Below are 25,844 nucleotides of genomic sequence, written 5' to 3'. Positions count from 1 at the left end.
GCCGTCCGCCCCCGCTGCTGTACCCGGCCCCAGTCCTAGGAGGAGAGATGGCCAGCTTCGTCGACCGTGTCGTGCTGCACGTGGCAGGCGGAAACGGTGGCAACGGTGTCGCCTCCATCCGCCGGGAGAAGTTCAAGCCCCTGGGTGGCCCCGACGGCGGCAACGGCGGCCGGGGCGGTGACGTCATCCTCGAGGTCGACCCGCAGACGACGACGCTGCTCGCCTACCACCACTCCCCGCACCGCCGCGCCACCAACGGCGCCCAGGGCGCCGGGGACATGCGCAACGGCCGCAACGGTGAGGACCTCGTCCTCACCGTCCCCGACGGCACCGTCGTCAAGACCGCTGACGGCGAGGTCCTCGCCGACCTCGTCGGCGCCGGCACCCGCCTCGTCGCCGCCGCCGGTGGACTCGGGGGACTGGGCAATGCCGCCCTCGCCTCCCCGCGCCGTAAGGCCCCCGGCTTCGCGCTCCTCGGTGAGGAGGGGGAGACCGCCGACCTCATCCTCGAGCTCAAGAGCGTCGCGGACGTCGCACTCGTCGGCTTCCCCAGCGCCGGCAAGTCCAGCCTCATCGCGGCCCTGTCCGCGGCGCGGCCGAAGATCGCCGACTACCCCTTCACCACGCTCGTGCCGAACCTCGGCGTCGTCCAGGCCGGTGACGAGCGCTTCACCGTGGCCGACGTGCCCGGCCTCATCCCCGGCGCCAGCCAGGGCAAGGGCCTGGGCCTGGACTTCCTGCGCCACATCGAGCGCTGTGCCGTCATCGTCCACGTCCTCGACTGCGCCACCCTCGAGCCGGGGCGCGACCCCGTCAGCGACCTCGACACGATCGAGGCGGAGCTCTCCGCCTACGCGGAGGACCTCACGGTGAGCGGTCGGCTGCCGCTGGGTGAGCGGCCGCGCGTCGTCGTCCTCAACAAGATCGACGTGCCCGAGGCGCGTGAGCTCGCGGAGATGGTCCGCGCCGAGCTCGAGGAGCGCGGCCTGCCCGTCCACGAGGTCTCCGCCGCGAGCCACGAGGGCCTGCGCCCGCTGTCGTTCGCGCTCGCCGGGCTCGTGGCCCAGGCCCGCGCCGCCGCGCCGCCGGCCGAGCCGGCGCGCGTCGTGCTGCGCCCGCGGGCGGTCGACGACGCCGGGTTCACCGTCACCCGGCGCAACCGCCACGAGGGCTTCTTCTTCCAGGTCCGCGGCTCCAAGCCGGAGCGGTGGGTCCGCCAGACCGACTTCGCCAACGACGAGGCCGTCGGCTACCTCGCCGACCGTCTCGCGCGCCTCGGCGTCGAGGACGAGCTGTTCAAGGCCGGTGCGAAGCCGGGCGACGAGGTCGTCATCGGCTCGGTCGAGGGTGGCGTCATCTTCGACTGGGAGCCCACGATGGTCACCGGCGCCGAGCTGCTCGGCGCCCGCGGCAGCGACCTGCGGATCGAGGACGCCGCCTACGCCCCGCGCTCGACGCGCGCGGACAAGCGCCGCGAGTACCAGGAGCGGATGGACGCCAAGACCCGGGCCCGCGAGGAGCTGTGGACCGAGCGGGAGTCCGGACACTGGGCCACGCCCGAGTCGGAGGACCCGCCCGCGGCACAATAGGGCCGTGACCCCGCCACTTCTCGACCGTTCCGCCATGGCCGACGCCGGGAGGGTCGTCGTCAAGATCGGCTCCTCGTCGCTCACCGCGCCGGGCGGGCGCCTGGACGTGGACCGGATCCACCGGCTCGTGGCCCTCCTCGCCGAGCGGCGCGCCGCCGGCCAGGAGGTCGTGCTCGTCTCCTCGGGCGCGATCGCGGCGGGCATCGCCCCGCTCGGCCTGCCGATGCGGCCGACCGACCTCGCGACCGCGCAGGCCACCGCGTCGGTGGGGCAGGGGCTGCTCGTGGCGCGGTACACCGAGGCCTTCGCCGAGCACGGCCGCCGCGTGGGACAGGTGCTCCTCACCGCCGAGGACCTCATCCGCCGTCAGCACTACCGCAACGCCCAGCGCGCCCTGGAGCGCTTGCTCGCCCTCGGCGTCGTGCCCATCGTCAACGAGAACGACACCGTCGCCACCGACGAGATCCGCTTCGGGGACAACGACCGGCTCGCGGCCCTCGTCGCCCACCTGGTCCGCGCCGACGCCCTCGTCCTCCTCACCGACGTCGACGGGCTCTACGACGGCCCGCCCTCGCTTCCCGGCACCCGCCGCATCCCCGAGGTCCGCGGCCAGGAGGACCTCGACGGCATCGAGGTGACCGGCCGTGGGACGTCCATCGGTACCGGCGGCATGGTGACCAAGCTCGAGGCCGCCTCGATCGCGACGGGCGCCGGCGTGCCCGTCGTCCTCACGGCTGCCGACAACGCCGAGCGGGCGTTGGCCGGTGAGCCGGTCGGCACGTGGTTCGCCGCCACCGGCCGCCGCAAGAGCACCCGGCGGCTGTGGCTGGCCCACGCCGCTCGCACGAGTGGCCGGCTCGTGCTGGACGACGGCGCGATCCACGCGATCACCCACGGCAAGCGCTCCCTGCTCGCGGCGGGCATCACCGGTGTCGAGGGTGACTTCGAGCCGGGCGACCCCGTCGAGCTCGCCACGCCCGACGGCGTCGTCACCGCCCACGGCCTCGTCGCCTACAGCGCCGTCGAGGTCCGCGAGATGTGCGGACGGACGACGGCGGAGCTCCAGGAGCGGGACGGGACCTCCCACCCGCGGCCGGTCGTCCACCGCGACGACCTCGTCATCGTGCGCCGCTACTAGGAGCCCTCCGGCCAGCTGTCCGGCGCCTCCTCGCCGCCCTCGACGACGTCCTCCCGGGCGCCGGGCAGCGCGGTCCAGTCGTCCTTGGGGCGGTAGCCCAGATCGAGCATGGTGTTGGTGAGGTCCCAGCGGCGGTTGGGGTTGTCGGAGACCGCGTAGTAGACGCCGTAGGGCACCTCGGCCTCGATCGCGCGGCGCACGACGTGCTCGCAGTCGTCGGGGCTCAGCCACATCGCCCGCAGGACGTCCTCGTCGGCGTCGAGCGGGTCGTCGGTGTACCAGCCGATGCGCAGGGCGATGAACTCCAGGCCGTGCTCGTCGTGGTAGAACCGCCCGAGCGTCTCCCCGAAGACCTTCGAGACCCCGTACAGGGAGTCGGGGCGCGGCAGGTGGTGAGGGTAGACCGGCCACTGCCCGAGGCGGTCGTACATCCCCATCGCGTGGTTGGAGGAGGCGAAGACGACGCGGCGCACCCCGGCCTCCCGGGCCGCCTCCAGGACGTTGCGGGTGCCGACGATGTTCGCGGCGAGCACCGCGTCCCACCCGGACTCCGGGGACGCCGCACCGGCCATGTGGACGACGACCTCGACACCGTCCATGAGCGCGAGGACCTCGTCGTAGTCGTCGAGGTCGGCGATGTGGAGGGTCTCCTCCTGCTCCTCGGTGGCCGGGTGGCGCCCCTGGGTCAGGAGGTCGTAGTCCTCGCCGAGGCGCTCCTCGAGGAGCAGGCCGATGCCGCCCGTCGCCCCCGTCAGCAGCACCCTGGTCCGTCGCGTGTCTGTGCTCATCGCCCCATCGTGCAACCGCGGCCCAGGCCTCGCCTCCGCAGGCCGGGAAGGAGTCCCTGGGACCCGACGGTGCGCGTCGGTCAGGCGGCGAGCGTCCCGGCGAAGATCTGCCAGGCCAGCGCGGACTTCGCGGTGAGGCTGAGGGTGATGTAGAGCCGCTCTCCGACGAGGTAGTCGCGGAACCTGCCCACCCGCCGGTACTGGAGCCACTGGACCAGCGCGAAGACGTTGAAGAACAGGAACAGCGACACGATGATCCCGTAGACGAACCCCGGTGGCTCCGCGCTCGTCGTCGAGCCCGGCGCGACGGTGTACAGGACGATCCCCACCCAGGGCACGGCACCGGCGAGGCACCCGAAGACGAACGGCACCCAGCCACCGTCGCCGGGCTCGTGGTACCGCTCCTGGAGCCAGCCGAACAGGATCATCGAGGCGTTGACACCGAAGAGGCCGAGCAGTGCCACCACGTCGGAGATGCCGACGAGCTGAGCGATGACGACGATCATCAGCGAGCTCGACAGGGAGTACTCGACCCAGCGGAAGTAGTTGTGCCCCTCCCGCAGGCCCGAGCGGTAGCGCCCGAAGAACGTCGGGGACGCGACGATGACGTGGAAGAGGGCTGACAGCGCGAGGAACACCGCGACGGCCAGCGGGATCGGCACCTCCCACAGCGTCACGGCCTCGCCGGGAGGGCTTCCCGGGGGGCCGGCCAGGTAGCTGCCGGTGACGGGAAGGGTGAAGTCGGTCGCCAGCAGCACCACGATCACGGCCTGGGCCGCGTGGACCACGGCGGCAAGGACGTTGTAGCGGCGCAGTCCGGTGTAGCGGCCCGTGTCGTCCTCGTCCGTGCTCATGACGCTCCGTCCACAGCCGGTGTGATGCTGTCAGCGTAGACGGGGACGCAAGCGTGGACCCGCGTCAGCGCGCGGCTCGTGCGTCCGTGGCCTCGCCCCGGTCCTCCCGCTCGACGACGTCCGGCACCGCGCACAGGCCGTCGCCGCACCCGTCGGCACCGCCGGACGCCCGGAGCTCGGGCACCGCGGGGAACGGCGTGATCGGCGGCCCGCTCACGACGACCTCACCTGGCTCTGCTCCTGGCGCACCTGCGTGAGGGCCTGGGTGAACACCTCCGGGCGCTGGGCGCCGGAGACCCCGTACCTGCCGCCGATGACGTAGAAGGGGACACCCCGGATGCCGTACGCGCGGGCCTGGTCCAGGTCGGCGGCGACGGCGCCGACGTACCGGTCGTCCTCGAGTGCGGCACGCAGCTCACCGGCGTCCAGGCCGGCGTCAGCCCCGAGCGCGACGAGCTCGTCGACCTTGCCGACGTGCCGGCCCTCGACGAAGTACGCCTCGAACAGCCGCTCGACGAGCTCGAGCTGGCGGCCCTGCTCGCGCGCGTGGTGCAGGGACTGGTGGGCGAGGAGCGTCGTGGTCTGGTGCACGGCGTCGAGGTCGTAGTCCAGCCCCACCCCACGGGCGATCGCCGTCACCTGCTGGAGCATCTGCTCGACCTGCTCGCGGGGCATGCCCTTGTGCTGGGAGAGGAAGTCCGCGGCGCTGCCCTCGAAGTCGACCGGCGTGTCCGGTGCGAGCTCGAAGGAGTGGTAGGTGACGGTGACGTCGCCGTCGAAGGCGGCCACGCCGGCCTCGAACCTGCGCTTGCCGATGTAGCACCAGGGGCAGGCGATGTCGGACCAGATGTCGACGTGAACGGGGGTGGTCATGCAGGCGCCAACGACGGGCGCTGCCGGCTTCTTCCCGGCGGCGCCGGCGAGGCCCCTCAGGCCCGCGCGGTGTAGGTGAGGCAGTCGGCCTCCGAGCCTCCGGCACCCACCCGGATCTCGGTCGCGCCGCACTCGAGGTCGGTGTTGTGCACGCAGTCGGTGCGCTGGCACGCGCCGACGTGGGCGAGCACCGTGTCCAGGCCGCCCTTGGTGCCGAGCGGGATGAAGGTGACGCAGGCGGCGTCGCCCCTCGCCCCGGCGATGGTGACCGCGGCGGCGTGACAGTCGTGGTCGTGGTTGAACCCGCAGCCGGTCACCGCGCAGTCGGTGACCGGGGGCAGCTCCGCCAGAGCGCTCATGGTCGTGCTCCTCGCCTTGTCCGTGCCGCCCGTCTCGTCGAGCGGCGACCTTGGCACGAGAATAGACCGGAAATGCGGAGAAAGCAGCAGGAAATGGCGAGCGGTATAGGTGAGGAAAGCCTTACCTCAACTATTCGACAATTCGCAACGCTGCCGTTCCGTCAAGCGGTCAGGCGGTCTTCTTGCTCGCCGTCTTCTTGCGCGTGGTGGCGGCCGTCTTCTTCTTCGGCGCCGGCTTCTTCTCCTCGTCCTTGGCGGGCGGACCGGACTTCTTCGTCGACGACGACGACGCCGTCGAGCCGGACCCGGAGCCCGACCCGGAGCCCGACCCGGACGACCCGGACTTCTTCTCCTTCGCGGCGGAGACGGAGCGGCGCAGGGCCTCCATGAGGTCGAGGACCTCGGCCTCCTCACCCTCCTCGCGGTCGGTGCCGAAGGTCTCCTCGGTGTCGACGGTCTCGCCCTGCTCGAGCTTGGCCTCGACGAGGGTGCGCAGCTGGGCCTGGTACTCGTCGGTGTACTCGGACGGGTCGAAGTCACCGGAGAAGTTCTCCACCAGCGCCTGGCTCATCTCCAGCTCCTTGGCGCTGATCCGCACGTCCTTGTCGACGCCGGCGAAGTCGGGCTCGCGCACCTCGTCGTCCCACAGGAGGGTCTGGAGGAGCATGACGTCCTCCCGCACCCGCAGCGCCCCGAGCTGGGTGCGCTGGCGCAGCGTGAAGGAGACGATCGCCGTCCGGTCGGTCTCCTCGAGCGTGCGGCGCAGCAGGGCGTAGGACTTCGCGGAGGTCGAGGCCGGGGCCAGGTAGTAGGTCTTGGCCATCATCACCGGGTCGACCTGGTCGCTGGGGACGAACTGCAGGATCTCGATCTCGCGCGACTTCTCGGTCGGCAGCTCCGAGAGCTCGTCGTCGGTGATGACGACGGTGCGGTCGCCGTCGTCGAAGGCCTTGTTGATGTGGTCCCACTCGACCGGCTCCCCGCAGACCTCGCAGCGCCGCTGGTAGCGGATGCGACCGCCGTCGGCGTCGTGGACCTGGTGCAGGCGAAGGTCGTGGCTCTCGGTGGCGCTGTAGACCGAGATCGGGACGTTGACGAGCCCGAAGGTGATCGAGCCCTTCCAGATCGCGCGCATGCTGCCTCCTCGCCGGCGGTGCCGGCCCTCGTCCGTCTGCCCCCAGTGAAGTGCCCGTACCGTACTCCCGCCAGCGGAGTTGCGGGAGGGGCAGCGCCCGAAACCCGGACGGGACGGGCACCTGCGCCCTACGGTGGAGCCGGCGCAGCGGCGCGCGAGAGGAGCGGGTGTGGAGATCTGGCTGTGGGTGGTCACCGCGCTGGTGGCGGTCGTCTTCCTCGGATCGGGGGTCTCGAAGATCGTCACCTCGCGACAGGCGCTGTACGAGAGCGGGATGACCTACGTCCAGGACATCCACCCGGTGGCGCTCAAGGGCATCGGCCTGCTCGAGCTCGCCGGTGCGCTCGGCCTCGTCATGCCGCCCGTGCTCGAACGCTCGGTCCACCTCGTGCCGATCGCCTCGGGCGCGCTGGCCGTCATGATGCTCGTCGCGACCGCCCTGCACGTGCGCCGCCGCGAGCCCTTCGCCGTGCCGCTCGTCCTCGCGCTCGTCGCCGGTGCGCTCACGGTGCTGCGGCTCACCGAGTACCCCGTGTAGGTGCGGCTCCTCCGCGCTCCGGGCAGCATGGCGCCATGGTGAAGGACGGCGGACCCGTGGTCGTGCAGGTGGGCGGCCACCGGCTGCGCCTGACCAACCTCGACAAGGTCCTCTACCCGGCCACCGGCACGACCAAGGCCGACGTCCTCGAGTACTACTCCCGGATCGCACCGGTCATGCTGCCGCACTGCGCCGGCCGTCCCGCCACCCGCAAGCGCTGGCCGAACGGCACCGGCACGGGGCAGGACCCGGGCCAGGTGTTCTTCCAGAAGAACGTCGAGGCCGGTGCGCCGGACTGGGTCGAGCGGGTGGAGATCGAGCACAGCGACCACGTCAACACCTACCCGCTCGTCGACAGCGCCGCGACGCTCGCGTGGCTCGCCCAGGTGGCGGCCCTGGAGGTCCACGTCCCGCAGTGGCGGGTGGGCAGCGACGGGCAGCGCCGCAACCCCGACCGTCTCGTCCTCGACCTCGACCCGGGGGAGGGCGCCGGCCTCGCCGAGTGCGTCGAGGTCGCCGTGCTGGCCCGCGACATCCTCGAGGGGATGGGCCTGGAGCCGGTCCCGGTGACGAGCGGGTCCAAGGGCATCCACCTGTACGCGGCGCTGCACGGCACGGCCACCTCCGACGAGGTGAGCGAGGTCGCCAAGGAGCTGGCGCGCACCCTGGAGACCGACCACCCCGACCTCGTCGTGTCGAACATGAAGAAGGAGCTGCGCCGCGGGAAGGTGCTCGTCGACTGGTCGCAGAACAACGCCAACAAGACGACGATCGCGCCGTACTCGCTGCGCGGGCGCGAGCGGCCCATGGTCGCCGCCCCGCGGACGTGGCGCGAGCTCACCCACCCGCAGCTGCGGCACCTGGACCTGCGGGAGGTCGTCGAGCGGGTCGAGCGGCGCGGTGACCCGATGGCCGCGCTCGCGGAGGCCGCCGACCAGGCCGGCGGGCAGCCCCGGCGCGACCGGCTCGAGGTCTACCGCGCCAAGCGCGACGCCGCGAAGACCCCCGAGCCGGTGCCGGCGGTCGTCGCCCCCGACGACGGCACCCTCGCCTTCGTCATCCAGGAGCACCACGCCAGCCGTCTGCACTGGGACCTGCGCCTCGCGCACGACGGCGTCCTCGTCAGCTGGGCGCTGCCCAGGTGCGTGCCGACGTCGCCGAGGAAGAACCACCTCGCCGTCCAGACCGAGGACCACCCGATGGAGTACCTCACCTTCTCCGGGACGATCCCCAAGGGCGAGTACGGCGCCGGGGAGATGACGGTCTGGGACACCGGCACCTACGCCTTCGAGAAGTGGCGTGAGGGCAAGGAGGTCATCGTCACGCTCACCGGCCAGGAGGACGGCGGCCTCGCCGGTCCCGACGGCCCGGGCCGCACGAGCCGGTTCGCGCTCATCCACACCGGGGGTCGGTCCGAGGGGGAGGAGAACCACTGGCTCATCCACCTCATGTCGACCCCCGACCAGCCCTCCTCCGGCACGTCCCGCCGAGAGCCGGACCCCGCCCCGTCCTCCTCCCGCCCCACCCGCCGAACGCCGAGCCCTTCCGCCACCCGCCCCACCCCTCGAGAGCCGGGTTCCGCCGCGGCACCGATGGCCGACGGCGGGGCCCGCGACGCCTCGCCCGAGTTCGTCGTCCCCATGCTCGCCACCCTCAGCGACGCCACGGTCCTGGACGCCTCCGCCGAGTGGGCGGTGGAGATGAAGTGGGACGGGGTACGCGCCGTCGTCCTCGTCGAGGACGGGCAGGTGCGGCTCGTCGGCCGCAGCGGGCGGGAGGTCACCGACACCTATCCCGAGCTCGCCGGCCTCGCGGACTGCGTCGACGCGCGCACTGCGGTCCTCGACGGGGAGATCGTCGCGCTCACCGACACCGGGCGCCCCGACTTCGGTCTCCTCCAGCAGCGCATCCAGCTCACCGACGCGCGGGCCATCGCCCGCGCCGCCGAGGAGAAGCCCGTGCGGCTCATGCTGTTCGACGCGATCGCCGTCGACGGCACGAGCCTGCTGCGCCGCACCTACGACGAGCGGCGCGAGGTGCTCGAGGAGACCGTCGACCCGGCCGGGTGTGAGCTCGTCGAGATCCCCCCCGCCTTCGACGGCGACCTCGAGGCCGCCGTCGCCGCCAGCCGGCAGTGGCAGCTCGAGGGCGTCGTCGCCAAGCGGCGCGACTCGACGTACACCCCGGGGCGGCGCAGCCGCTCGTGGCTGAAGATCAAGCACGCGAGCACCCAGGAGGCCGTCGTCGTCGGGTGGCGGCCGGGACAGGGGAACCGGGCCGGCAAGGTCGGGTCCCTGCTCCTCGCCCTTCCCGACGACGGCGAGCTGCGGTACATCGGGCGGGTCGGGACCGGCTTCTCCGAGCGGGACGCCGCGCAGTGGGCCCGCGAGCTGGGCCGCGAGGAGCGCAAGACCGCCCCGCTCGACGTGCCCCGCCCCGAGGCGCGCGACGCGCGCTGGGTGACGCCGCGGCGGGTGGCCGAGGTCGAGTTCGCCGAGTGGACCTCCACGGGGCGGCTGCGCCACCCGCGGTGGCGGGGCTGGCGCCCGGACAAGGAGCCGGCCGACGTCGTCCGGGAGTCCTGAGCGCCCGGCCGAGCACGTAGAGTGCGCTCGGACGAAAGGAGCTGGGATGGCGACTCGCGCGGTCCTCCGTGCCGACGACCTGTGGGCTGGCTACCCCGGGACCCACGTGCTGCGCGGGGTGAGCCTCGAGGTGACGTCCGGCGACGCGCCGCTCGGGATCGTCGGGCCCTCCGGCGCCGGGAAGACGACCCTGGTGCGCGCCCTGCAGGGGCAGATCCGGCCGGTCCAGGGCACGGTCACCTTCAACGAGCGCCCCGTCCACCGCCTCCCGCGCCGCGACGGCAAGACCTTCAAGGCGTCGGTGCGCTTCACCTCCCAGGACTCCCTCACGGTCACCGACCCGCGGCTCACCGTCGCCCGCAGCCTCGGCCTCGCCCTGGGCGAGGCACGCAAGGCGGGACGCACCCACGCGACCTCGATGGCCGACCTGCTCGACGCCGTCGGGCTCCCCGCGGGCTTCTCCACCCGCCGGCTCGTCACCCTCTCCGGAGGGGAGAAGCAGCGGGTGGCGCTCGCGGCAGCCCTGGCCACCCGGCCGGAGGTCCTCGTCCTCGACGAGCCGCTCACGGCGGTCGACCCGCAGTCCCGCGTCAACCTGGCCCGGCGGCTGGGGGGCCTGCTCGCCGAGCTCGACACCGCCGTCGTCCTCGTGTCCCACGACCTCGAGCTCGTCGAGCGCACCTGCCGTGAGGTCCACGTCCTCGCCGAGGGGAGCTTCGTCGCGACAGGCCCGCTGGGCGAGCTCCTCAACGGCACGGACCAGCACCCGACGGTCCGCGAGCTGGCCGAGGCCGCGCCCCTCGCCGTCCAGCGCTTCCGCTGACCGGCCCACCCGCGCCCCGTACGCCGCGAGCCGGACCCCTCCTGGAGGAGTCCGGCTCTCGGCGTACGTGTGGGTGGGTCAGCTGGGGTCGCCGCTCGCGGCGCGGAACATCCACGCCTGCTTCTCGAGGCCGCTGGCGACCGTGACGAGGAGGTCGTGGCTCAGCGGGTCGCTCTCCTCGACGGCGTCGAGCTTGGACTTGATGCGGTCCGCGACCGACTGGAGACGCTCCTCGAACTGGCGGATGACCTTGTCGTCGGGGAGGCGGCCGCCGGAGAGCGCCTCGACCTGGGTGGAGCTCGCCACGGTGGAGGCCCGGCCGTCCGGCTCGCCGCCGATCGCGACGAGCCGCTCGGCGACGTCGTCGGAGGCGAGGCGCACCTCGGCGGTGACCTCGTCCAGCTGGAGGTGGACGGAGCGGAAGTGGGACCCGTAGATGTTCCAGTGGGCCTGCTTGGCCTGCAGGGACAGGTCGATGAGGTCGACGAGGGTCTCCTGGAGGCTGGTGAGGACCTTCTCCGTGGGCTTGGCAGCCATCTGCTCTCTCCCTTCCGCGGCGCACGTCCCGTGCCCGCGACGACGATGACGAACGCTGTCGAGCATATGGCGGGCCCTGGGCGGCCGCCTCCCGCAGCCGCTGCGGTAGGGTGGGCCGCATGTCGCGACGGGTCCTCCTTACGCAGCCGCGCTGACCACAGCGGGCGCCGACGGCGCCGCGCCAGCGCGGCCCACCTCCCTGCGGGGAGGTTTTCTCATGCCAGGAGCGACCACCCCCACCGTGAGGATCACATGAGCACCGAGACCCCCGTCCCCGCGGAGCCCCGCTTCCGCTACACCGCCCGGCTGGCGAGCGAGATCGAGCAGGCCTGGCAGGACCGGTGGGAGGAGCTCGGCACCTTCCACGCGCCCAACCCCGTCGGCGACCTCGCCGGTGACACGACGGACTCGACCTTCTACGTGCTCGACATGTTCCCCTACCCCTCGGGCAAGGGCCTGCACGTCGGGCACCCGCTGGGCTACATCGCCACCGACGTCGTGGGCCGCTACCAGCGGATGAAGGGGAGGAACGTCCTCCACGCGCTGGCCTACGACGCCTTCGGCCTGCCCGCCGAGCAGTACGCCGTCCAGACCGGGCAGCACCCCCGGATCACCACCGAGGAGAACATCGCCACCATGCGCCGCCAGCTGCGGCGCCTGGGCCTGGGCCACGACGACCGCCGCTCCTTCGCGACGACGGACACCGACTACGTCCGCTGGACGCAGTGGATCTTCCTGCAGATGTACCACGCCTGGTACGACGAGGACGCCGAGCGTCCCGGCGGCGGCCGCGGTGCGGCGCGTCCGATCAGCGAGCTGGAGGCAGCGTTCGCCGACGGCTCCCGGCCCACGCCGTCGGGCCGGGCCTGGTCCGACATGGACGCCGACGCCCGCGCCGCCGCCCTGGACGCCCACCGCCTCGCCTACGTCTCCGACGCGCCGGTCAACTGGTGCCCCGGGCTGGGCACCGTGCTGGCCAACGAGGAGGTCACCGCGGACGGGCGCTCCGAACGTGGCAACTACCCGGTGTTCAAGCGCAACCTGCGCCAGTGGATGATGCGGATCACCGCCTACGCCGACCGCCTCGTCGACGACCTCGACCACATCGACTGGCCGGACAAGGTCAAGACGATGCAGCGCAACTGGATCGGCCGCTCGGAGGGCGCCGTCGTCAGCTTCGCGCTGCCCTCGCGGGTGAGCGCGGGGGAGGCGCCCGGCGGCGCCGCGGACCTGGCGCTGGACGTCTTCACCACCCGCCCCGACACGCTGTTCGGCGCGACCTTCATGGTGCTCGCCCCCGAGCACCCCCTCATCGACGACGCCGTGCCCGCCTCGTGGCCCGCGGGTACCCAGGAGTCGTGGACCGGTGGGCACGCGAGCCCGGTCGCGGCCGTGGCCGCCTACCGTGCGCAGGCCGCCGCGAAGACCGACGAGGAGCGCCAGGAGGAGGGCCGCACCAAGACCGGCGTGTTCACCGGCGCCTTCGCGACCAACCCCGTCAACGGCGCCCAGCTGCCCGTGTTCGTCGCCGACTACGTCCTCATGGGCTACGGCACCGGCGCGATCATGGCCGTCCCCGGCGGCGACGCCCGCGACTACGAGTTCGCCCAGACCTACGGGCTGGACGTCGTCCACACCGTGCAGCCGCCCGCCGAGCACGTCGAGGGCGCCTGGACCGGTGACGGCGAGATCATCAACTCCGCCAACGACCAGATCTCCCTCAACGGCATGGGTGTGGCCGAGGCGAAGGCCGCGATCACCGACTGGCTGGCGGCCCGCGGCCTGGGCGAGGCCCGCACGACCTACCGGCTGCGCGACTGGCTGTTCTCCCGCCAGCGCTACTGGGGTGAGCCCTTCCCGATCGTCTACGACGAGGAGGGCCGCGTCCACGCGCTGCCCGAGGGGATGCTGCCGGTCGACCTGCCCGAGGTCCCGGACTTCTCCCCGCGCACCTTCGACGCCGACGACGCGACCTCCTCCCCGGAGCCCCCGCTCGGGAGGGCCGAGGAGTGGGTCAACGTCGAGCTCGACCTGGGTGACGGCGTCAAGACCTACCGCCGCGACACGAACACGATGCCCAACTGGGCCGGCTCGTGCTGGTACGAGCTGCGGTACCTGGACCCGACCAACACCGAGCGGCTGGTCGACCCGGCCAACGAGCAGTACTGGATGGGCCCGACCGGAGAGAAGTCCTGCGGCGGGGCCGACCTGTACGTCGGCGGCGTCGAGCACGCCGTGCTGCACCTGCTCTACGCGCGCTTCTGGCAGAAGGTGCTCTTCGACCTCGGGCACGTGTCGAGCGTCGAGCCCTTCCACAAGCTCTTCAACCAGGGTTACATCCAGGCGTACGCCTTCGCCGACGCCCGCGGCCAGTACGTCCCCGCGGACGAGGTCGAGGAGGTCGCGGCCGAGGACGGCTCCGGTGAGGTGAGCTACCGCTGGCAGGGCCAGGAGGTCACCCGCGAGTACGGGAAGATGGGCAAGTCCCTCAAGAACATCGTCACGCCCGACGACATGTACGAGGCCTACGGCGCCGACACCTTCCGGGTGTACGAGATGTCGATGGGGCCGCTGGACCTGTCGCGGCCGTGGGACACGCGCGCCGTCGTCGGCTCCCAGCGCTTCCTCCAGCGGCTGTGGCGCAACGTCGTCGACGAGGAGACCGGGGAGCTGCTCGTCACCGACGAGCCGGCCGACGAGGAGACCCGCCGCCTGGTCGCGCGGACCGTCACCGACGTCGAGACCGAGATGGCCGCGATGCGGGTCAACACCGCCATCGCGCGTCTCATCGTGCTCAACAACCACCTCACCGGCCTGGCGGCGAGCCCGCGCGAGGCCGTCGAGCCGCTGCTGCTCATGCTGGCGCCCGTCGCCCCGCACATCGCCGAGGAGCTGTGGCGGCGGCTCGGGCACGAGGGCTCCCTGGCCCACGAGCCCTTCCCGGTCGCCGACCCGGCGCTGCTCGTCGAGGACACCGTGACCTGCGTGGTCCAGGTGGCCGGCAAGCTGCGGGACAAGCTCGAGGTGCCGGTCTCGATCGACGCCGACGAGCTCGAGCGGCTGGCGCTGGACACCCCGGGCGTCAAGCGCGCGCTCGGCGACCGGGGGATCCGCAAGGTCATCGTGCGGGCCCCCAAGCTCGTCAACGTGGTGCCGGCCTAGCCACCACGCGACGTACCGAGAGCCGGACTCCTCGCGAGGGGTCCGGCTCTCGGCATCTGCTCAGCCCTCCAGGCGGGGGAAGGTGCGGTCGAGGTAGACGAGCGGTTCCGTGCCGTCCTCGCGGTGGGCGAGGACCGCGCGCAGCGTGATGAGCAGGCTGTCGCCGACGGGCACGCGCTGCTCGACGACGCCCCTGATCCAGGCGGTCGTCCCCGGCAGGACGGGTTCGCCGGTGGGCAGCGAGCAGAACTCGAGGCCGGCGAAGCGGTCGGTGTCCCGGGCGGCGAAGCGGCGGGCGAGGTCCTGCTGGTCCTGGCTGAGGAAGTTGACGACGACGCTCGGGGCGCTGTCGAGGATGCGGCGCGACGTGGAGCCGGCGGCCACCGAGAAGGCGAGCATCGCGGGGTTCGCGGCGACGGAGATCACCGAGGTCGCGGTGAAGCCCGCGGGACCGTCCGGGGTGGAGCAGGTGACGACGGCGACGCCCGCGGGGTGGCGGCGGAAGACGGCCTTGAACTCCTCGCTGCTCACCGACTGGGGCAGGGCAGTGGGGCTGGCGGGCTGCTCGGCGGTCATGAACGGTCCTTCGCGGTCGAGTCAGGGGGCTGTCCCATTGTCGGCCAGGCGTGCCCGTCGTGGGTGCTCAGCGGGTGTGACCTCCCAGTCCCTGGACGCGCCCCGGGCACCCGTCTCAGAAGGGCGGCGCGGAGTCGTCGGTGCCGGTCCGCACCCAGGTGACGCGGCCGTGGTGGTCTCGCTGGTAGACGTGCCCGCTCGGGGTGGTCCACCGGAAGCTGCCGCCTCCCAGGTGCTCGAGGCGGAACTGGCCGAGCGTCTTGAGGACGTGGTGGGGCCGGCACCCCGCACCGAGGTTGGCGGCGCTCGTGGGTCCCTCGGGGAACGGGACGACGTGGTCGAGGTCGCAGCCGTGCGCCGGTCTGGAGCAGCCCGGGACGACGCACGTGCGGTCGCGGACCCGGACGAACTCGGCCAGGGCGGCGGGCGGGCGGTAGCGGGTGCGGCCGACGTCGAGGACCTCGCCGCTCAGCGGGTCCGTGACGATCCGCTGCCAGATGCCCTCGCTCATCGCCAGCGCGCGGGCGACGTCGGGGGTGATGGGGCCGTAGCCCTCGAGCTCGGCGACCTCGGCCAGCGGGGGGTCGTCGGCAGGTTCGTCGGCAAGGCTGTCCACCGGACGGTCGTGGGCAGGGCTCGCCCCTGCGGCCTTGTCGGCTTCTCCCGCGAGGTGGTCCAGGCACTCGCCGAAGGCGGGGAAGGCGCCCTGCGTCTCCGGCGGGAGGACGAGGACCGACAGCGGCACGTCCACCCGGATGACGGCACGCCTCCCGCCGATGGTGCCGATCGGCATGTGGAGCATCCGGAGGTAGTCGCTGACGGGCTGGAGGTCCGGCGTGCCGGTGGCGGCCGACGGGGCGTCCGACGCGCCGTCGTCGGCGTCGTCCACCCGAGCGTTCCCGCCGCCCGCCTCCGCGGCGGGCACCACGTCCGTGTCGCTCGGCTCCGGCAGGCCGACGTAGCCCTGCTCGAGAGCGGTGTGGCCCATGAGAGCGAGGACGTCAGCACGGAGCTGGTCGATGGTGCGGCCGTCCCCGGCCGCCTCTGCGCTGCGCGCGGCCGCCTCCAGAGCGAGGTCGAGGCCCGCGGCGTCGGTGGCGGGAAGGAGTGCGTGGATGGAGGCCATGCCGTCGGGCAGCGGACGCGGGTGGTCCACCCGCCGCTCCTCGCGTGCGCGCCGGTGCCGCTGGACCGCCCGGCTCGGGTTGATCGCGATGATCGCCCTCTCCACGGCGCGGGCGAGCTGGCCGGGCGTCTGGTGCAGGGCATCGGGCAGGACCACGCGCTGGACCTCCCAGGCGACGTCCGCCGGCTGGTCCGCGAGGTGGCGCGCGAGCACGGCCGCCTTGGCCGGGTCGATGACACCCTGCCGGAGCGCCTGCGCCGTCTGGTCGAGCTTGTCCCGGAAGAGCTGGGCGTGGCCCACCATGCGCCGCGCCGCGAAGCGCGTGATCCCCAGCCGCGGAGCGAGCTCGGCGGCGGCGGAGTCCGCCGCGATCGTCCCGCCCGGGAGCGGGTGGTGCGGGTTGATGCCCGGTCGCCCCGCGAGAACCCCGCTGAGCTCGGTGGCCCGGGCCGTGGCCCAGGACGACAGCCGCTGGTAGCCGGCCACGATCTCGACCAGCCCGTACAGGTCGACGGCGCGTGGGTCCAGAGCCTCGAGCGCCGCCGCGAGATCAGGCCCCGGGGGCAGGGCGGTGAGCAGGCGACCCAGCTCTGCGCCGTCGTCGCCGTCGAGGGGGTCCGCATCCCTGTGCCGGGCGGGGCGGCCGGCCAGCGCGAGCGGGTCGGGCGGAAGGGGCGGGAGCTCGGCGGGTCCGTCGTCCGCGACGGGGATCTCCTGGGACCAGCGCTCGTCGGGGCCGGTTCCCGGTGGGAGGGGGTCGGCTGGGAGGGGAGGGAGCTCGGCGGGACCGTCGTCGAGCACGAGCCAGGGCGGCGGACCGGCGAGGTCGGCCGCACTCCACCCCGGGCCCTCGGCCTGCGTCGCCGCCATCTTGCTCACCACCTCCGTGAACCTGATGACCCCACCGTATGACCGACCACTGACATTCGAGCGCGTGACAGTTGACACATGAAGTGAGACCCCGCTAGCGTCGGCCCCAGGTTCAGAGCACCAGTGCGCACCTCGAGTGCGCTAAGCCCCGGCTTGCTGGTCGGCAACCCGCCACGTGCGGCGGGTGCCCCGGGTGATGACCTGGTCCCGTGACCGTCGGGACAACGGAGCGCACCGTGACGGTGCCAGCACGCGAAGGACGTACCAGGATGACCACGCACCTCAGCCCCCGGCAGACCACCAGCCGTCGCGGCAGCAGCATGTGCATGTGCGGTCGTCCGTGTATGTCGGTCTGAGACATACGGAAGCGACGCCCTCGGCGCGAGCCGCGCTGACGCGTCACCCCTGATCCAGCCCCCGAGCCGCCGGCGAGTGACACGCCAGGCGCCGGACCAGGCGTATCAGGTCTCGACGTCCTTCCCGGCGCCCCCAGGCGCTGTGACCTTGATTGGTGCTGCCATGACTGCTGCGTTCCTGCCCACCCGTACCACCGCGACGACCTCGACCACCGCGACGATCGCCCTCGACCTCTCCGGACTCGGCGCCCCCGCCCACGACCGGGAGGCGGCCGCCGGCCTGCCCGCCGAGCAGGCCAACCTCGTCCGCCTCGCCTCCTACGCCCGTGCCGCTCACAAGGGCGGGGTCTCCTTCGTCACGCTCGGTGAGGACTTCCGCCTCCGGGCCGACGTCGGACCGCGGGCCAACGCCTGGCTCGACCCGGTCATCGCCGCCCGCCGCATCAGCCCGAGCGCCGGCGGCACGGGCCTCGTGCCCACCGTCCAGGTCGGCCGCGCCGACTCCGCTGTGGCCGCCGAGCTGGCCCAGTTCAACCGCAAGAGCGGCTCGTGGGCCGGCCTGCAGATCGCGCGCGGTGAGCAGGCGCCGGTGGCCGCGCTGCCCCAGCTCGGGGACCTGCTCGAGGAGCTCGTCCGCAGCACGGCGGCCCGCTCCAGCCAGCGGCCCACCGTCGTCGTCCCGCTCGAGGAGGAGGCCGACCTCGCCGCCGCGGGCGAGCTCGCCGACGTCGTCCGCCTCCGCGAGGCCGACCTGAGCTGGGCGCGCGAGCTGCGCTTCGCCGTGCGCTCCGCCGCGCGCGCCGCCGGCCGTGGCCCCGTCCGCGTCCTCGTCGACCTCCGGACCGTCATCGCGGCCGACTACGAGTCCGCCCGTGCCCGGGCGGACCTCCTCACCGACATCGCCGGTGGCGACGCCGGGTGGGCGGGCTCGCTCGAGGCCGTCGGCACGGTGGGCGACGTCGTCGCGACCATCGAGAAGTGGGTCGAGGCGGGCGCCGCGGACGGCTTCGTCGTCCTCCCCGGCTCCATCCCCGCCGACGTCCAGCGGCTGCTGCGGGGGATCATCCCGGCGCTGCAGGCACGGGGCCTGGTGACCGTGGCGGGAGCGTCGGAGACGCAGCCGGTCCCGGCGTGACGCGGGGACGGCGGCCGCGAGCCCGGGCACGGTCTCGTGCCCGGGGCCGGCAGCTCGAGCCCCGGGTGCGATGATGGGGTGATGCCCGGCGTCGTGGTCCTCACCGACTCCACGGCCTCGCTGTCGCCGCAGACGGCGCAGCGCCTGGGGATCCGGGTGGTCCCCCTACGCGTCCTGATCAACGGCGCGGACCACCCCGACGACGACCTCAGCCGCGAGGGGCTCGCCGCGCACCTCCGGGCGGGCGGGACGGCGACGACGTCCGGCCCGTCCCGGCAGGCGCTCACCGACGCGATGGAGGCGGCCGTCGACGACGGCGCCTCCGCCGTCGTGTGCGTGCACCTGTCGGCCGAGCTGTCGGGAACCGTCGCGCACGCCCGCCGGGCGGCCGAGGAGGTCACCGGGCGCCGCGGGACCCCCGTGCACGTCGTCGACACCCGCACGGTCGGCGGCGGGACGGGTTTCGCGGCGCTCGCGGCAGCCGAGCGTGCGGCGCGCGGGGTGAGCGCCGACGGCGTCCTCGCCGCAGCACGGGAGACGGCGGCCCGCAGCAGCGTCCTCTTCGCCGTGCCGGACCTCCACCACCTCGCGCGGGGAGGACGCATCGGTCCCGCACGGGTCTTCCTCGGCTCGGCCCTCGGCGTCCGCCCGATCCTCGCCCTGCGGGGCGGGAGACTGGCGGTCGCCGAGACGGCCCGCGGGGCGGCGCGGACGCAGCGGCGGATCGTCGAGCTCGCCGTCCGGGCGGCGGGCGGGCCGGGTGCGGCGGCGCCCCGCGGCGACGGCGGACCGGTCCGGGTGGCAGTCCACCACTTCGCCGACACCACGACCGCCGACGCCCTCGCCGCTGCGCTCGAGCAGCGCCTGACCGAGACGGGTGCGCGGGTGGCGAGCATCGTCCGCAGCGAGGTCACCGCCGTCGTCGGGGCGCACACGGGTCCCGGTGTCGTCGGCGTGGCGCTCGCCCCGGCGGGTGACTGAACCGCGGTCCACGGCGCCCGCACTGCTCCACAGGACGACGGCGGACCGGGCAGTCCCCGGTGGGGCACCCGCCGTCGGGGTCGCGTCCGCCGCGGTCCGTACGGTCACGCGCATGGCACCGACGAGGCGGACGGACTCCGCGGCCAGGCTGCGGGCGCTGACCCGCCGCGCCTACACGGCTACGTCCGGGCACCTCGACCTCGACGACGACGCCGGGCGCGAGTTCGACCGCATCGTCAGCGGGGAGCAGCGGGGGGACGACCGCGCGGCGGAGGGCCTCGTGAGCAGGCGGGCCGGCAGCGGAGCGGCGGTGCGTGCCGGTGGTGGCCGGCGGGGTGAGGGCACACAGGAGCGGCCGGTGCGCCGGTGGACGGTCTCGGGCCGGGCGGTCGTCGTCGTGCTCGCCGTGGTGGCGGCCTTCGCCGGCGCGGTGGTCGCCCGCGCGATCGCCCTCGGCCCGTCCGACGCCGTCCCGGTGCCGCAGGTGACCCCGATGATCGACCCCGGTCCGTCCGAGGCCGTACCGCCCGAACCGCTCGCCACGGAGACCTCGGAGGGGACCGCGGAGGGCGAGCCCGTGGCAGGGGAGATGCCCGAGCCGGCCGGCGTCGTGGTCGTCCACGTGGCGGGGGCCGTCCACGAGCCCGGGGTGGTCGAGCTGCCCACGGGGGCCCGCGTCGCCGACGCTGTCACCGCAGCGGGTGGCGGGCAGGAGGACGCCGAGCTGGCCGCCGTGAACCTCGCCCGGCCGCTCGTCGACGGTGAGCAGGTGTACGTGCCGCGGGTGGGGGAGGCGCCACCGGGCGGCGCGGGCGGCGAGGGACCGGTGCCCGACGGCGGCGGACCGGTCGCGGGCGAACCGGCCGCCGAGGGCGGGGTCATCGACCTCAACTCGGCCGACCTCGCCGCGCTCGACACCCTGCCCGGGGTGGGTCCGGCGATCGCGCAGCGGATCCTCGAGTGGCGCGACGCGAACGGTCCCTTCCACTCCGTCGAGGAGCTGCTCGAGGTCTCCGGCATCGGTCCGGCCACGCTGGAGAAGCTGCGGGAGCGGGTGCGGGTGTGACCCTCGACCTGCGCCTCGTGCCCGCCGCGCTCGCCGCGTGGACGGTCGCCTTCCTCGGGGTGCTGCCGCCGCCACCGGTCGCCGTCGCCGGTGCCGTGCTGCTCCTGCTCGTCGCCGCCCGCACCGCGTGGTCGCTGCGCGGCGGGGGACGACACCGCGACCGGGCCGGGCCCACGCCCCAGGCCACCGCGGCGCTCGCACTCGTCGTCGCCGCGCTCACACTCGGAGCCGCCGGCGCGCACGTCCACCAGCGGGCGAGCGGGCTGCTCACCGAGCTCGTCGCGGCCGGCGCCGTCGTCACGGTGAGCGGGCCGGTGACCGGGGACCCCGCCCTCCTCACGGACCCTCCCGAGCGCGGGGGAGGTGAGCGGGCCATGGTGCCGGTGCGAGCCGACCTCGTCGTCGGCCGTGGGCTGACCGCCCGTGCGCGGGCGCCGGTCCTCCTGCTCGCGCCGCCGAGCTGGGCCGACGCCGAGCTCGGCGCGCGGGTGCGCCTCACCGGACGGCTCGTCGCCACCGAGCCGGGGGAGGACGTCGTCGCGCTCGTCATCGTCCACGCCGACCCCGAGGTCGAGGCTCCGCCACCGGCCCACCAGCGCCTCGCGAGCCGGATGCGCGGCGGCCTCGTCGCCGCCGTGGAGGACGCACCGGCCCAGGCCCGGGGTCTCGTGCCCGGCATCGCCGTCGGTGACGACTCCCGCCTGCCACCCGAGCTGGACGACGCGATGACGGCGGTCTCCCTCACCCACGTCACCGCGGTCTCCGGCGCGCACGTCGCCATCGTCCTCGGTGCCGTGCTCGCCGGGCTCAGCTGGGCGCCGCGCTGGTTGCGCGCGGCCGTCGGCGGGGCGGTGCTCGTGTGCTTCGTCGTCCTCGTGCGGCCGGAGGCCAGCGTGCTGCGCTCGGCGACGATGGGCGCCGTCGCGCTGCTCGCCCTCCTGCTCGGCCGGCCCGCGCGGGCACTGCCCGCACTGTGCAGCGCGGTCGTCCTCCTGCTCGTCCTCGACCCGTGGCTGGCCCGGTCCTACGGGTTCGTCCTCTCGGTGCTCGCCACGACCGGCCTCGTCGTCCTCGCCGGGCCGTGGGCCGCCGCCCTGTCCCACCGCCTGCCGCGCACCCTCGCCCACGTCGTGGCCGTGCCCGCCGCGGCGCAGGTGTGCTGCGCTCCGGTGGTCATCCTTCTCGAGCCCGCGGTCGCCACGTACGCGGTACCCGCGAACGTCCTCGCCGCACCGGCGGTGCCGCCGGCCACCGTGCTCGGCGTCGTCGCCACGGTCGTCTCCCCGTGGCTGCCCGGCCTCACCGAGCCGCTCGCCGCGGCGGCCGGCTGGTTCACCGGTTGGATCGCCTGGGTCGCGACGGGGTGGGCCGAGCTCCCCGGCGCGCGGCTGCCGTGGCTGGGTGGGCTCGCCGGTGCGGTGCTGCTCGCCTCGGTCACGGTGCTCGCCCTCGCCATCGCCAGCCGCGGGCACCGGGCCCGGGTGGTCGGGGCGGGCGTCGGCGCGCTCGTCCTCGTCCTGGCGGTCGTCCCCGGCCCGCGCCGGGCGATCGGCGGTCTGGTCGCCGGCGTCCCCGGCGACTGGCTCGCGATCCAGTGCGACGTCGGCCAGGGCAGCGGCTTCGCCCTGCGCAGCGGCCCGCGCTCCGCCGTCGTCGTCGACGTCGGACCTGCGGGGCCGGCTGCCGCCGACTGTCTCGTGGGCGCCGGGGTGCGGGAGGTCGACCTCCTCGTCCTCACCCACCTCCACGCCGACCACGTCGGCGGGCTGCCGGAGGTCCTCGACGCCGTCGACGTCCACCACGTCCTCCTCACCCCCCACGACGGCCCGCCCACCGCCGAGCGGCAGGTCCTGGCGGCGCTCGCGGAGGAGGGGGCCACCGTCGAGCGTGTGGGCACCGGGACGGACGGTGAGGTGGCCGGGGTGCGGTGGCGCGGCCTGTGGCCGACACCGCGGGCGGTCGAGCTCGCCACCCGGGGTGACGACGACGTCGCGAACGACCTCTCGCTCGTCGTGCACCTGGAGACCGCGGACCTCTCGGTCCTCGCGCTGGGGGACCTCGAGCCGGACGGGCAGCGCGGCCTCCTCAGCGAGCTCGCCGTCGCCGGGTCGGTACCGCCCGGCGGGGTCGACGTCGTCCTCGTCCCGCACCACGGGTCCGCGGCGCAGCTGCCTGCGCTCGCCGAGGCGGTCGGTGGGCGGCTCGCGCTCGTCAGCGTCGGCGCGGACAACGACTTCGGGCACCCGGCCGCGCCGACGCTCGAGCTGTACGGACGCGGCGGCGCCCTGGTGCTGCGGACCGACGAGTGCGGCGCCGTCGTCGTCGTGCCGGGCGACGACGGGCTCGCCGCTCAGTGCTGAGCGAAGCCGAAGGTCGTCACGGGGGTCAGCGTGCCGGCAGCGAGGGCGTCTAGGACCAGCCGCTCGTGCGGGACCACCGGCTCGGGGAGCGAGCCGAGCGCGTCCAGGCGCACCCAGCGCAGGTCCGCGGCCTTGTCCTCCTGGAGGCGCGGCTCGCCGCGCCAGCTGCGGCACCCCAGGAAGAAGTCGACCCGCTCGTCGATCGCCAGGCCGGTGCCCTGCGTGCGGTGCATGACGGTGAGGGGCAGCAGGTCCGCGGGAGCGACCGCCACGCCGAGCTCCTCGGCGGCCTCCCGCACGGCTCCCGCGAGCACGCTCTCCCCGGCCTCGACGTGGCCGGCCGCCCCGCACGCCCAGTGCCCGTCCATGAACCCGGTGCCCGCGCGGAGCTGGAGCAGCACGCTGTCCGTGCCGTCGGGCTCCGCGCGCAGGAGGAGGACGTAGGCCGCGGGCACCACGCGGTAGCGGTGGACCGGGCCGGCACCGGACGCGTCGCTCACCGCCGGCCCCGGCTGGCGGCGATGCGCAGCACCGCCCGCTCGACGGCGAAGACCGGGTCCCGGCTCAGGCCCTTGACCTCGGCGTCCGCCGCGGCGACGGCGGTGATCGCGCGGGCCAGCCCCTCCGGGCCCCAGCCGGCGAGCTCGCGCCGCGCCTGGTCCACCTGCCACGGCGCCAGGCCCAGGCCGCCGGCGCCCCCGCGGCCCGACATCGCCTCGACCTTCGCCATGGTGCGGAGCTTGACCGCCAGCGCCGCGACGATGACCACGGGGTTCGCGCCCGTCTCGACGGCGTGCCGCAGCAGGGTGACGGCCTGCCCGGCGTGGCCCGAGATGGCGGCGTCGGCGACCTTGAAGCCCGTCGCCTCCACCCGTCCGCCGTGGTAGCGCTCGACGACGTCCGCGCCGATGCGGCCGGTGGTGTCCGCGACGAGCTGGGTGCACGCGGCGGCGAGCTCGCGCAGGTCCGAGCCCAGGGCCTGGACGAGCGCCTGGATCGCGTCCTGGTCGATCTGGCGCCGGGCGCGCCGGAACTCCGCGGCGACGAAGGCCGCCTTCTCGGCGTCGCGCTTGACCGGCTCGCAGGCGACGACGGGGTGCCCGGCCTTGGTCACGGCGTCGAGCAGGCGTTTGCCGCGCACGCCACCGCCGTGCTGGAGGACGAGGGTGACGTCGTCGGCGGGGGCCCGCAGGTAGGTGATGGTGTCGTCGATGAGGGCGTCGGTGCAGCTCTCGACACCGGTGATGACGATGCAGCGTGCCTCCCCGAACAGCGAGGGGCTGGCGAGCATCTCCAGGCGCCCGAGGTCGTAGGCGGCGGCGTCGAGGCGGGTGACCTCCGTACCGGCGTCGGCCTCCCGGGCCTGCTCGACGACGCGCGCGACGGCGCGGTCGCTGAGCACGCCCTCGGCGCCGCGCACGAGGACGACGGGAGCGAGCGGGGCCTCGTCCCAGCTCAGTCCGGACGGGGCGGCGCTGCGGCGGGTCTTCGGGGGCACGCCCCAAGCGTGCCACGGACCGCCCACACCCTCGGCACCGTCCCGCGAGGCCCGCGCGGCAGCTACCGTCGCGCCCCGCGGCGGGGGAGGGAGGCGAGGGAGATCGCGACGAGCGCGAGGAGCGTCCCGGCCACGGTGGTCGGGCTGACGGAGGAGCCGGCCACCGGTGCGAAGAGGTCGAGCGCGAGGGACCCGATGAGCTGGCCGGCGATCGAGCCGAGCCCGAGCACGAGCACGCCGGTGCGCGGGACGATCGCCGCCGAGCCGGCGATGAAGACGATGCCGTAGAGCCCGCCGGTGTAGAGCCACCACTCGCCGGGCAGCTCCTCGGGCAGCCCGTCGCCGCGCACGAGCACCGCGACGACGAGCGCCACCGTGCCGGCGACGAAGTTCGACACCGTCGCCGTCAACGGCGAGCCGCCCACGGCCCCGACCCGCGCGTTCGCGGCGTGCTGGAAACCCGTGAGCAGCCCGGCCACGAGCGGCAGCAGGGCGGGCAGGAGCAGCTCCTGCCACGGCCGCTCGCCGGTGAAGGAGGAGGACGCCGCGAGCACGACCGCCACGAGCACGAGACCCGCCCCGACCAGCCGCTGCGTCGTCGGCCGGCGCCGCACGTCCTGGGCGAACCCGATGGCGTCGGTGAGCAGCCCGCTCAGCGTCTGGCCCGCGACGACCGCCACCGTGAACACCGCGACCCCGAGGACGGCGACGACCGCGGACTGGGTGAGGACGAGGACGGCGCCGATGGTGCCCGCGAGGAGGTAGGCGGGCGGCAGCTCACGCCGGCGCACCGCGCCCGGCAGCCGCAGCACCCCGCGGCGCACGCGCGGCAGTGCCAGCGCGACCACCGTCATGACGACGAGCCCGCCACCGAAGCTCATCGCGGCGGCGAGGACCGGGTCCTCCAGCTGCGCGCCGAGGTCGCCGTTGATGCGCGACTGCACGGGGACGACGGCGCCGATCGCGGCAGCGAGGAGTGCCGCCAGCCAGACGGGCAGGGCGGCGGTCCGGTGGGGCATCGGCTCTCCTCGAGCGTGTGGGCGGAGCGACGACGACGGCGCCGCTCCCCGGTGGGGAACGACGCCGTCGTTGGGAGGGCCGGGTCTCTACAGGCCGGCGACCTGCTTGGCCAGCTTCGACTTGCGCTGCGCGGCCTGGTTGGCGTGGATGACGCCCTTGCTCGCGGCCTTGTCGAGCTTGCGCCCGGCGGACTGGAGCGCGGTGGCCGCGGTCTCCTTGTCGCCGGCGGCGATCGCCTCGCGCACCCGACGCACGTGCGTCTTGAGCTCGGACTTCACGGCCTTGTTGCGGAGACGCGCCTTCTCGTTGGTGAGGATGCGCTTCTTCTGGGACTTGATGTTCGCCACGTGTGGACTTCTCCTACGTTTCGCCGAAGCGATCAGACAATGGGTCGGTGAGGGCTGTGCCAGCGACCGGGACTGGGGAGTGGGGACACCCGTGGTCGGCCGCTAGCCGGCCCCCGCACGACCGGCGG

Annotated in this window: 23 protein-coding genes and 1 riboswitch; of the genes, 10 read left to right on the top strand and 13 right to left on the bottom strand. The window is 74.2% G+C overall.

Features of this window, described 5'->3' with window-relative positions:
- Positions 1 to 47 precede the first annotated feature (47 nt).
- Positions 48 to 1,589, top strand: coding sequence for a GTPase ObgE (gene obgE, locus GD632_RS14260; protein WP_152192884.1), 1,542 nt, complete (start codon positions 48 to 50; stop codon positions 1,587 to 1,589).
- A gap of 34 nt (positions 1,590 to 1,623) precedes the next feature.
- On the top strand, positions 1,624 to 2,727 hold the full coding sequence (gene proB / locus GD632_RS14255) for a glutamate 5-kinase (RefSeq protein ID WP_152192887.1): 1,104 nt from the start codon (positions 1,624 to 1,626) through the stop codon (positions 2,725 to 2,727).
- Here proB and GD632_RS14250 read toward each other — a convergent pair.
- From GD632_RS14250 to ku, 6 genes are all read right to left on the bottom strand, one after another.
- Complete coding sequence (locus tag GD632_RS14250; protein ID WP_152192883.1) at positions 2,724 to 3,515, bottom strand: NAD-dependent epimerase/dehydratase family protein; 792 nt, start codon at positions 3,513 to 3,515, stop codon at positions 2,724 to 2,726. The genes proB and GD632_RS14250 overlap by 4 nt on opposite strands.
- 80 nt (positions 3,516 to 3,595) lie before the next feature.
- Positions 3,596 to 4,369 (bottom strand): heliorhodopsin HeR, encoded by a 774-nt coding sequence (heR, locus tag GD632_RS14245; RefSeq protein WP_152192882.1) that lies wholly within the window; start codon positions 4,367 to 4,369, stop codon positions 3,596 to 3,598.
- A 64-nt stretch (positions 4,370 to 4,433) separates the two neighbouring features.
- Entirely contained in the window at positions 4,434 to 4,586 is a 153-nt protein-coding gene (locus GD632_RS16070) for a hypothetical protein (protein WP_193311496.1), read from the bottom strand.
- Positions 4,583 to 5,242, bottom strand: a complete 660-nt coding sequence (locus tag GD632_RS14240) for a DsbA family oxidoreductase (RefSeq protein WP_152192881.1) — start codon at positions 5,240 to 5,242, stop codon at positions 4,583 to 4,585. Before GD632_RS14240 ends, GD632_RS16070 begins: the two co-directional genes overlap by 4 nt.
- Positions 5,243 to 5,298: 56 nt before the next feature.
- Positions 5,299 to 5,601: a DUF1540 domain-containing protein gene (locus tag GD632_RS14235; protein WP_152192880.1), complete on the bottom strand. Its 303-nt coding sequence runs from the start codon at positions 5,599 to 5,601 to the stop codon at positions 5,299 to 5,301.
- 169 nt (positions 5,602 to 5,770) lie between these two features.
- Positions 5,771 to 6,736 (bottom strand): non-homologous end joining protein Ku, encoded by a 966-nt coding sequence (ku, locus tag GD632_RS14230; protein WP_152192879.1) that lies wholly within the window; start codon positions 6,734 to 6,736, stop codon positions 5,771 to 5,773.
- A gap of 169 nt (positions 6,737 to 6,905) precedes the next feature.
- Here ku and GD632_RS14225 point away from each other — a divergent pair, with 169 nt between their 5' ends.
- From GD632_RS14225 to GD632_RS14215, 3 genes are read left to right on the top strand one after another with little or no spacing between them, the layout of a single operon-like run.
- Positions 6,906 to 7,274, top strand: coding sequence for a DoxX family protein (locus GD632_RS14225; protein WP_193311495.1), 369 nt, complete (start codon positions 6,906 to 6,908; stop codon positions 7,272 to 7,274).
- Positions 7,275 to 7,309: 35 nt separating this feature from the next.
- Positions 7,310 to 9,859 (top strand): ATP-dependent DNA ligase, encoded by a 2,550-nt coding sequence (locus GD632_RS14220; RefSeq protein WP_152192877.1) that lies wholly within the window; start codon positions 7,310 to 7,312, stop codon positions 9,857 to 9,859.
- Positions 9,860 to 9,905: 46 nt separating this feature from the next.
- The gene (locus GD632_RS14215) at positions 9,906 to 10,682 is read left to right on the top strand and encodes an ABC transporter ATP-binding protein (RefSeq protein WP_152192876.1); all 777 of its coding nucleotides are present in this window, start codon (positions 9,906 to 9,908) and stop codon (positions 10,680 to 10,682) included.
- A 78-nt stretch (positions 10,683 to 10,760) separates the two neighbouring features.
- Here GD632_RS14215 and GD632_RS14210 read toward each other — a convergent pair whose 3' ends face one another.
- The gene (locus GD632_RS14210) at positions 10,761 to 11,219 is read right to left on the bottom strand and encodes a Dps family protein (RefSeq protein ID WP_152192875.1); all 459 of its coding nucleotides are present in this window, start codon (positions 11,217 to 11,219) and stop codon (positions 10,761 to 10,763) included.
- Between the two features lie 252 nt (positions 11,220 to 11,471).
- On the opposite strand from GD632_RS14210, the gene leuS reads away from it, so the two are divergent.
- The gene (gene leuS, locus GD632_RS14205) at positions 11,472 to 14,381 is read left to right on the top strand and encodes a leucine--tRNA ligase (RefSeq protein ID WP_152192874.1); all 2,910 of its coding nucleotides are present in this window, start codon (positions 11,472 to 11,474) and stop codon (positions 14,379 to 14,381) included.
- Positions 14,382 to 14,441: 60 nt separating this feature from the next.
- Here the strand turns inward: leuS and GD632_RS14200 are convergent, their stop codons facing one another.
- Complete coding sequence (locus GD632_RS14200) at positions 14,442 to 14,957, bottom strand: flavin reductase family protein (protein WP_152192873.1); 516 nt, start codon at positions 14,955 to 14,957, stop codon at positions 14,442 to 14,444.
- Positions 14,958 to 15,072: 115 nt separating this feature from the next.
- Positions 15,073 to 16,953 carry an HNH endonuclease signature motif containing protein gene (locus tag GD632_RS14195; RefSeq protein ID WP_226924888.1) on the bottom strand — a complete coding sequence of 627 codons (1,881 nt, stop codon included), beginning with the start codon at positions 16,951 to 16,953 and terminating at the stop codon, positions 15,073 to 15,075.
- A 109-nt stretch (positions 16,954 to 17,062) separates the two neighbouring features.
- A riboswitch (SAM riboswitch) is annotated at positions 17,063 to 17,187 on the top strand.
- 285 nt (positions 17,188 to 17,472) lie between these two features.
- On the opposite strand from GD632_RS14195, the gene GD632_RS14190 reads away from it, so the two are divergent.
- The 4 genes from GD632_RS14190 to GD632_RS14175 all read left to right on the top strand — a co-directional run bounded on the left by GD632_RS14190 (position 17,473) and on the right by GD632_RS14175 (position 22,851).
- Positions 17,473 to 18,444, top strand: a complete 972-nt coding sequence (locus GD632_RS14190) for an LLM class oxidoreductase (RefSeq protein WP_152192871.1) — start codon at positions 17,473 to 17,475, stop codon at positions 18,442 to 18,444.
- Positions 18,445 to 18,525: 81 nt separating this feature from the next.
- Complete coding sequence (locus GD632_RS14185) at positions 18,526 to 19,425, top strand: DegV family protein (protein WP_152192870.1); 900 nt, start codon at positions 18,526 to 18,528, stop codon at positions 19,423 to 19,425.
- A 112-nt stretch (positions 19,426 to 19,537) separates the two neighbouring features.
- Entirely contained in the window at positions 19,538 to 20,491 is a 954-nt protein-coding gene (locus GD632_RS14180) for a ComEA family DNA-binding protein (protein ID WP_152192869.1), read from the top strand.
- Complete coding sequence (locus GD632_RS14175; protein ID WP_152192868.1) at positions 20,488 to 22,851, top strand: ComEC/Rec2 family competence protein; 2,364 nt, start codon at positions 20,488 to 20,490, stop codon at positions 22,849 to 22,851. The genes GD632_RS14180 and GD632_RS14175 overlap by 4 nt, the downstream gene beginning before the upstream one ends.
- Here the strand turns inward: GD632_RS14175 and GD632_RS14170 are convergent.
- From GD632_RS14170 to rpsT, 4 genes are all read right to left on the bottom strand, one after another.
- Positions 22,842 to 23,351, bottom strand: a complete 510-nt coding sequence (locus GD632_RS14170) for an NUDIX hydrolase (protein ID WP_152192867.1) — start codon at positions 23,349 to 23,351, stop codon at positions 22,842 to 22,844. The genes GD632_RS14175 and GD632_RS14170 overlap by 10 nt on opposite strands.
- The gene (gene holA / locus GD632_RS14165; protein WP_152192866.1) at positions 23,348 to 24,349 is read right to left on the bottom strand and encodes a DNA polymerase III subunit delta; all 1,002 of its coding nucleotides are present in this window, start codon (positions 24,347 to 24,349) and stop codon (positions 23,348 to 23,350) included. Before holA ends, GD632_RS14170 begins: the two co-directional genes overlap by 4 nt.
- 62 nt (positions 24,350 to 24,411) lie before the next feature.
- Positions 24,412 to 25,368: a DMT family transporter gene (locus GD632_RS14160; protein WP_152192865.1), complete on the bottom strand. Its 957-nt coding sequence runs from the start codon at positions 25,366 to 25,368 to the stop codon at positions 24,412 to 24,414.
- An 87-nt stretch (positions 25,369 to 25,455) separates the two neighbouring features.
- Positions 25,456 to 25,716, bottom strand: coding sequence for a 30S ribosomal protein S20 (gene rpsT, locus GD632_RS14155; RefSeq protein WP_152192864.1), 261 nt, complete (start codon positions 25,714 to 25,716; stop codon positions 25,456 to 25,458).
- Positions 25,717 to 25,844: the final 128 nt, after the last annotated feature.

Source organism: Georgenia satyanarayanai (assembly GCF_009193135.1).
Lineage (GTDB): Bacteria > Actinomycetota > Actinomycetes > Actinomycetales > Actinomycetaceae > Oceanitalea > Oceanitalea satyanarayanai.
This window is presented reverse-complemented; position numbering and strand designations above follow the sequence as displayed.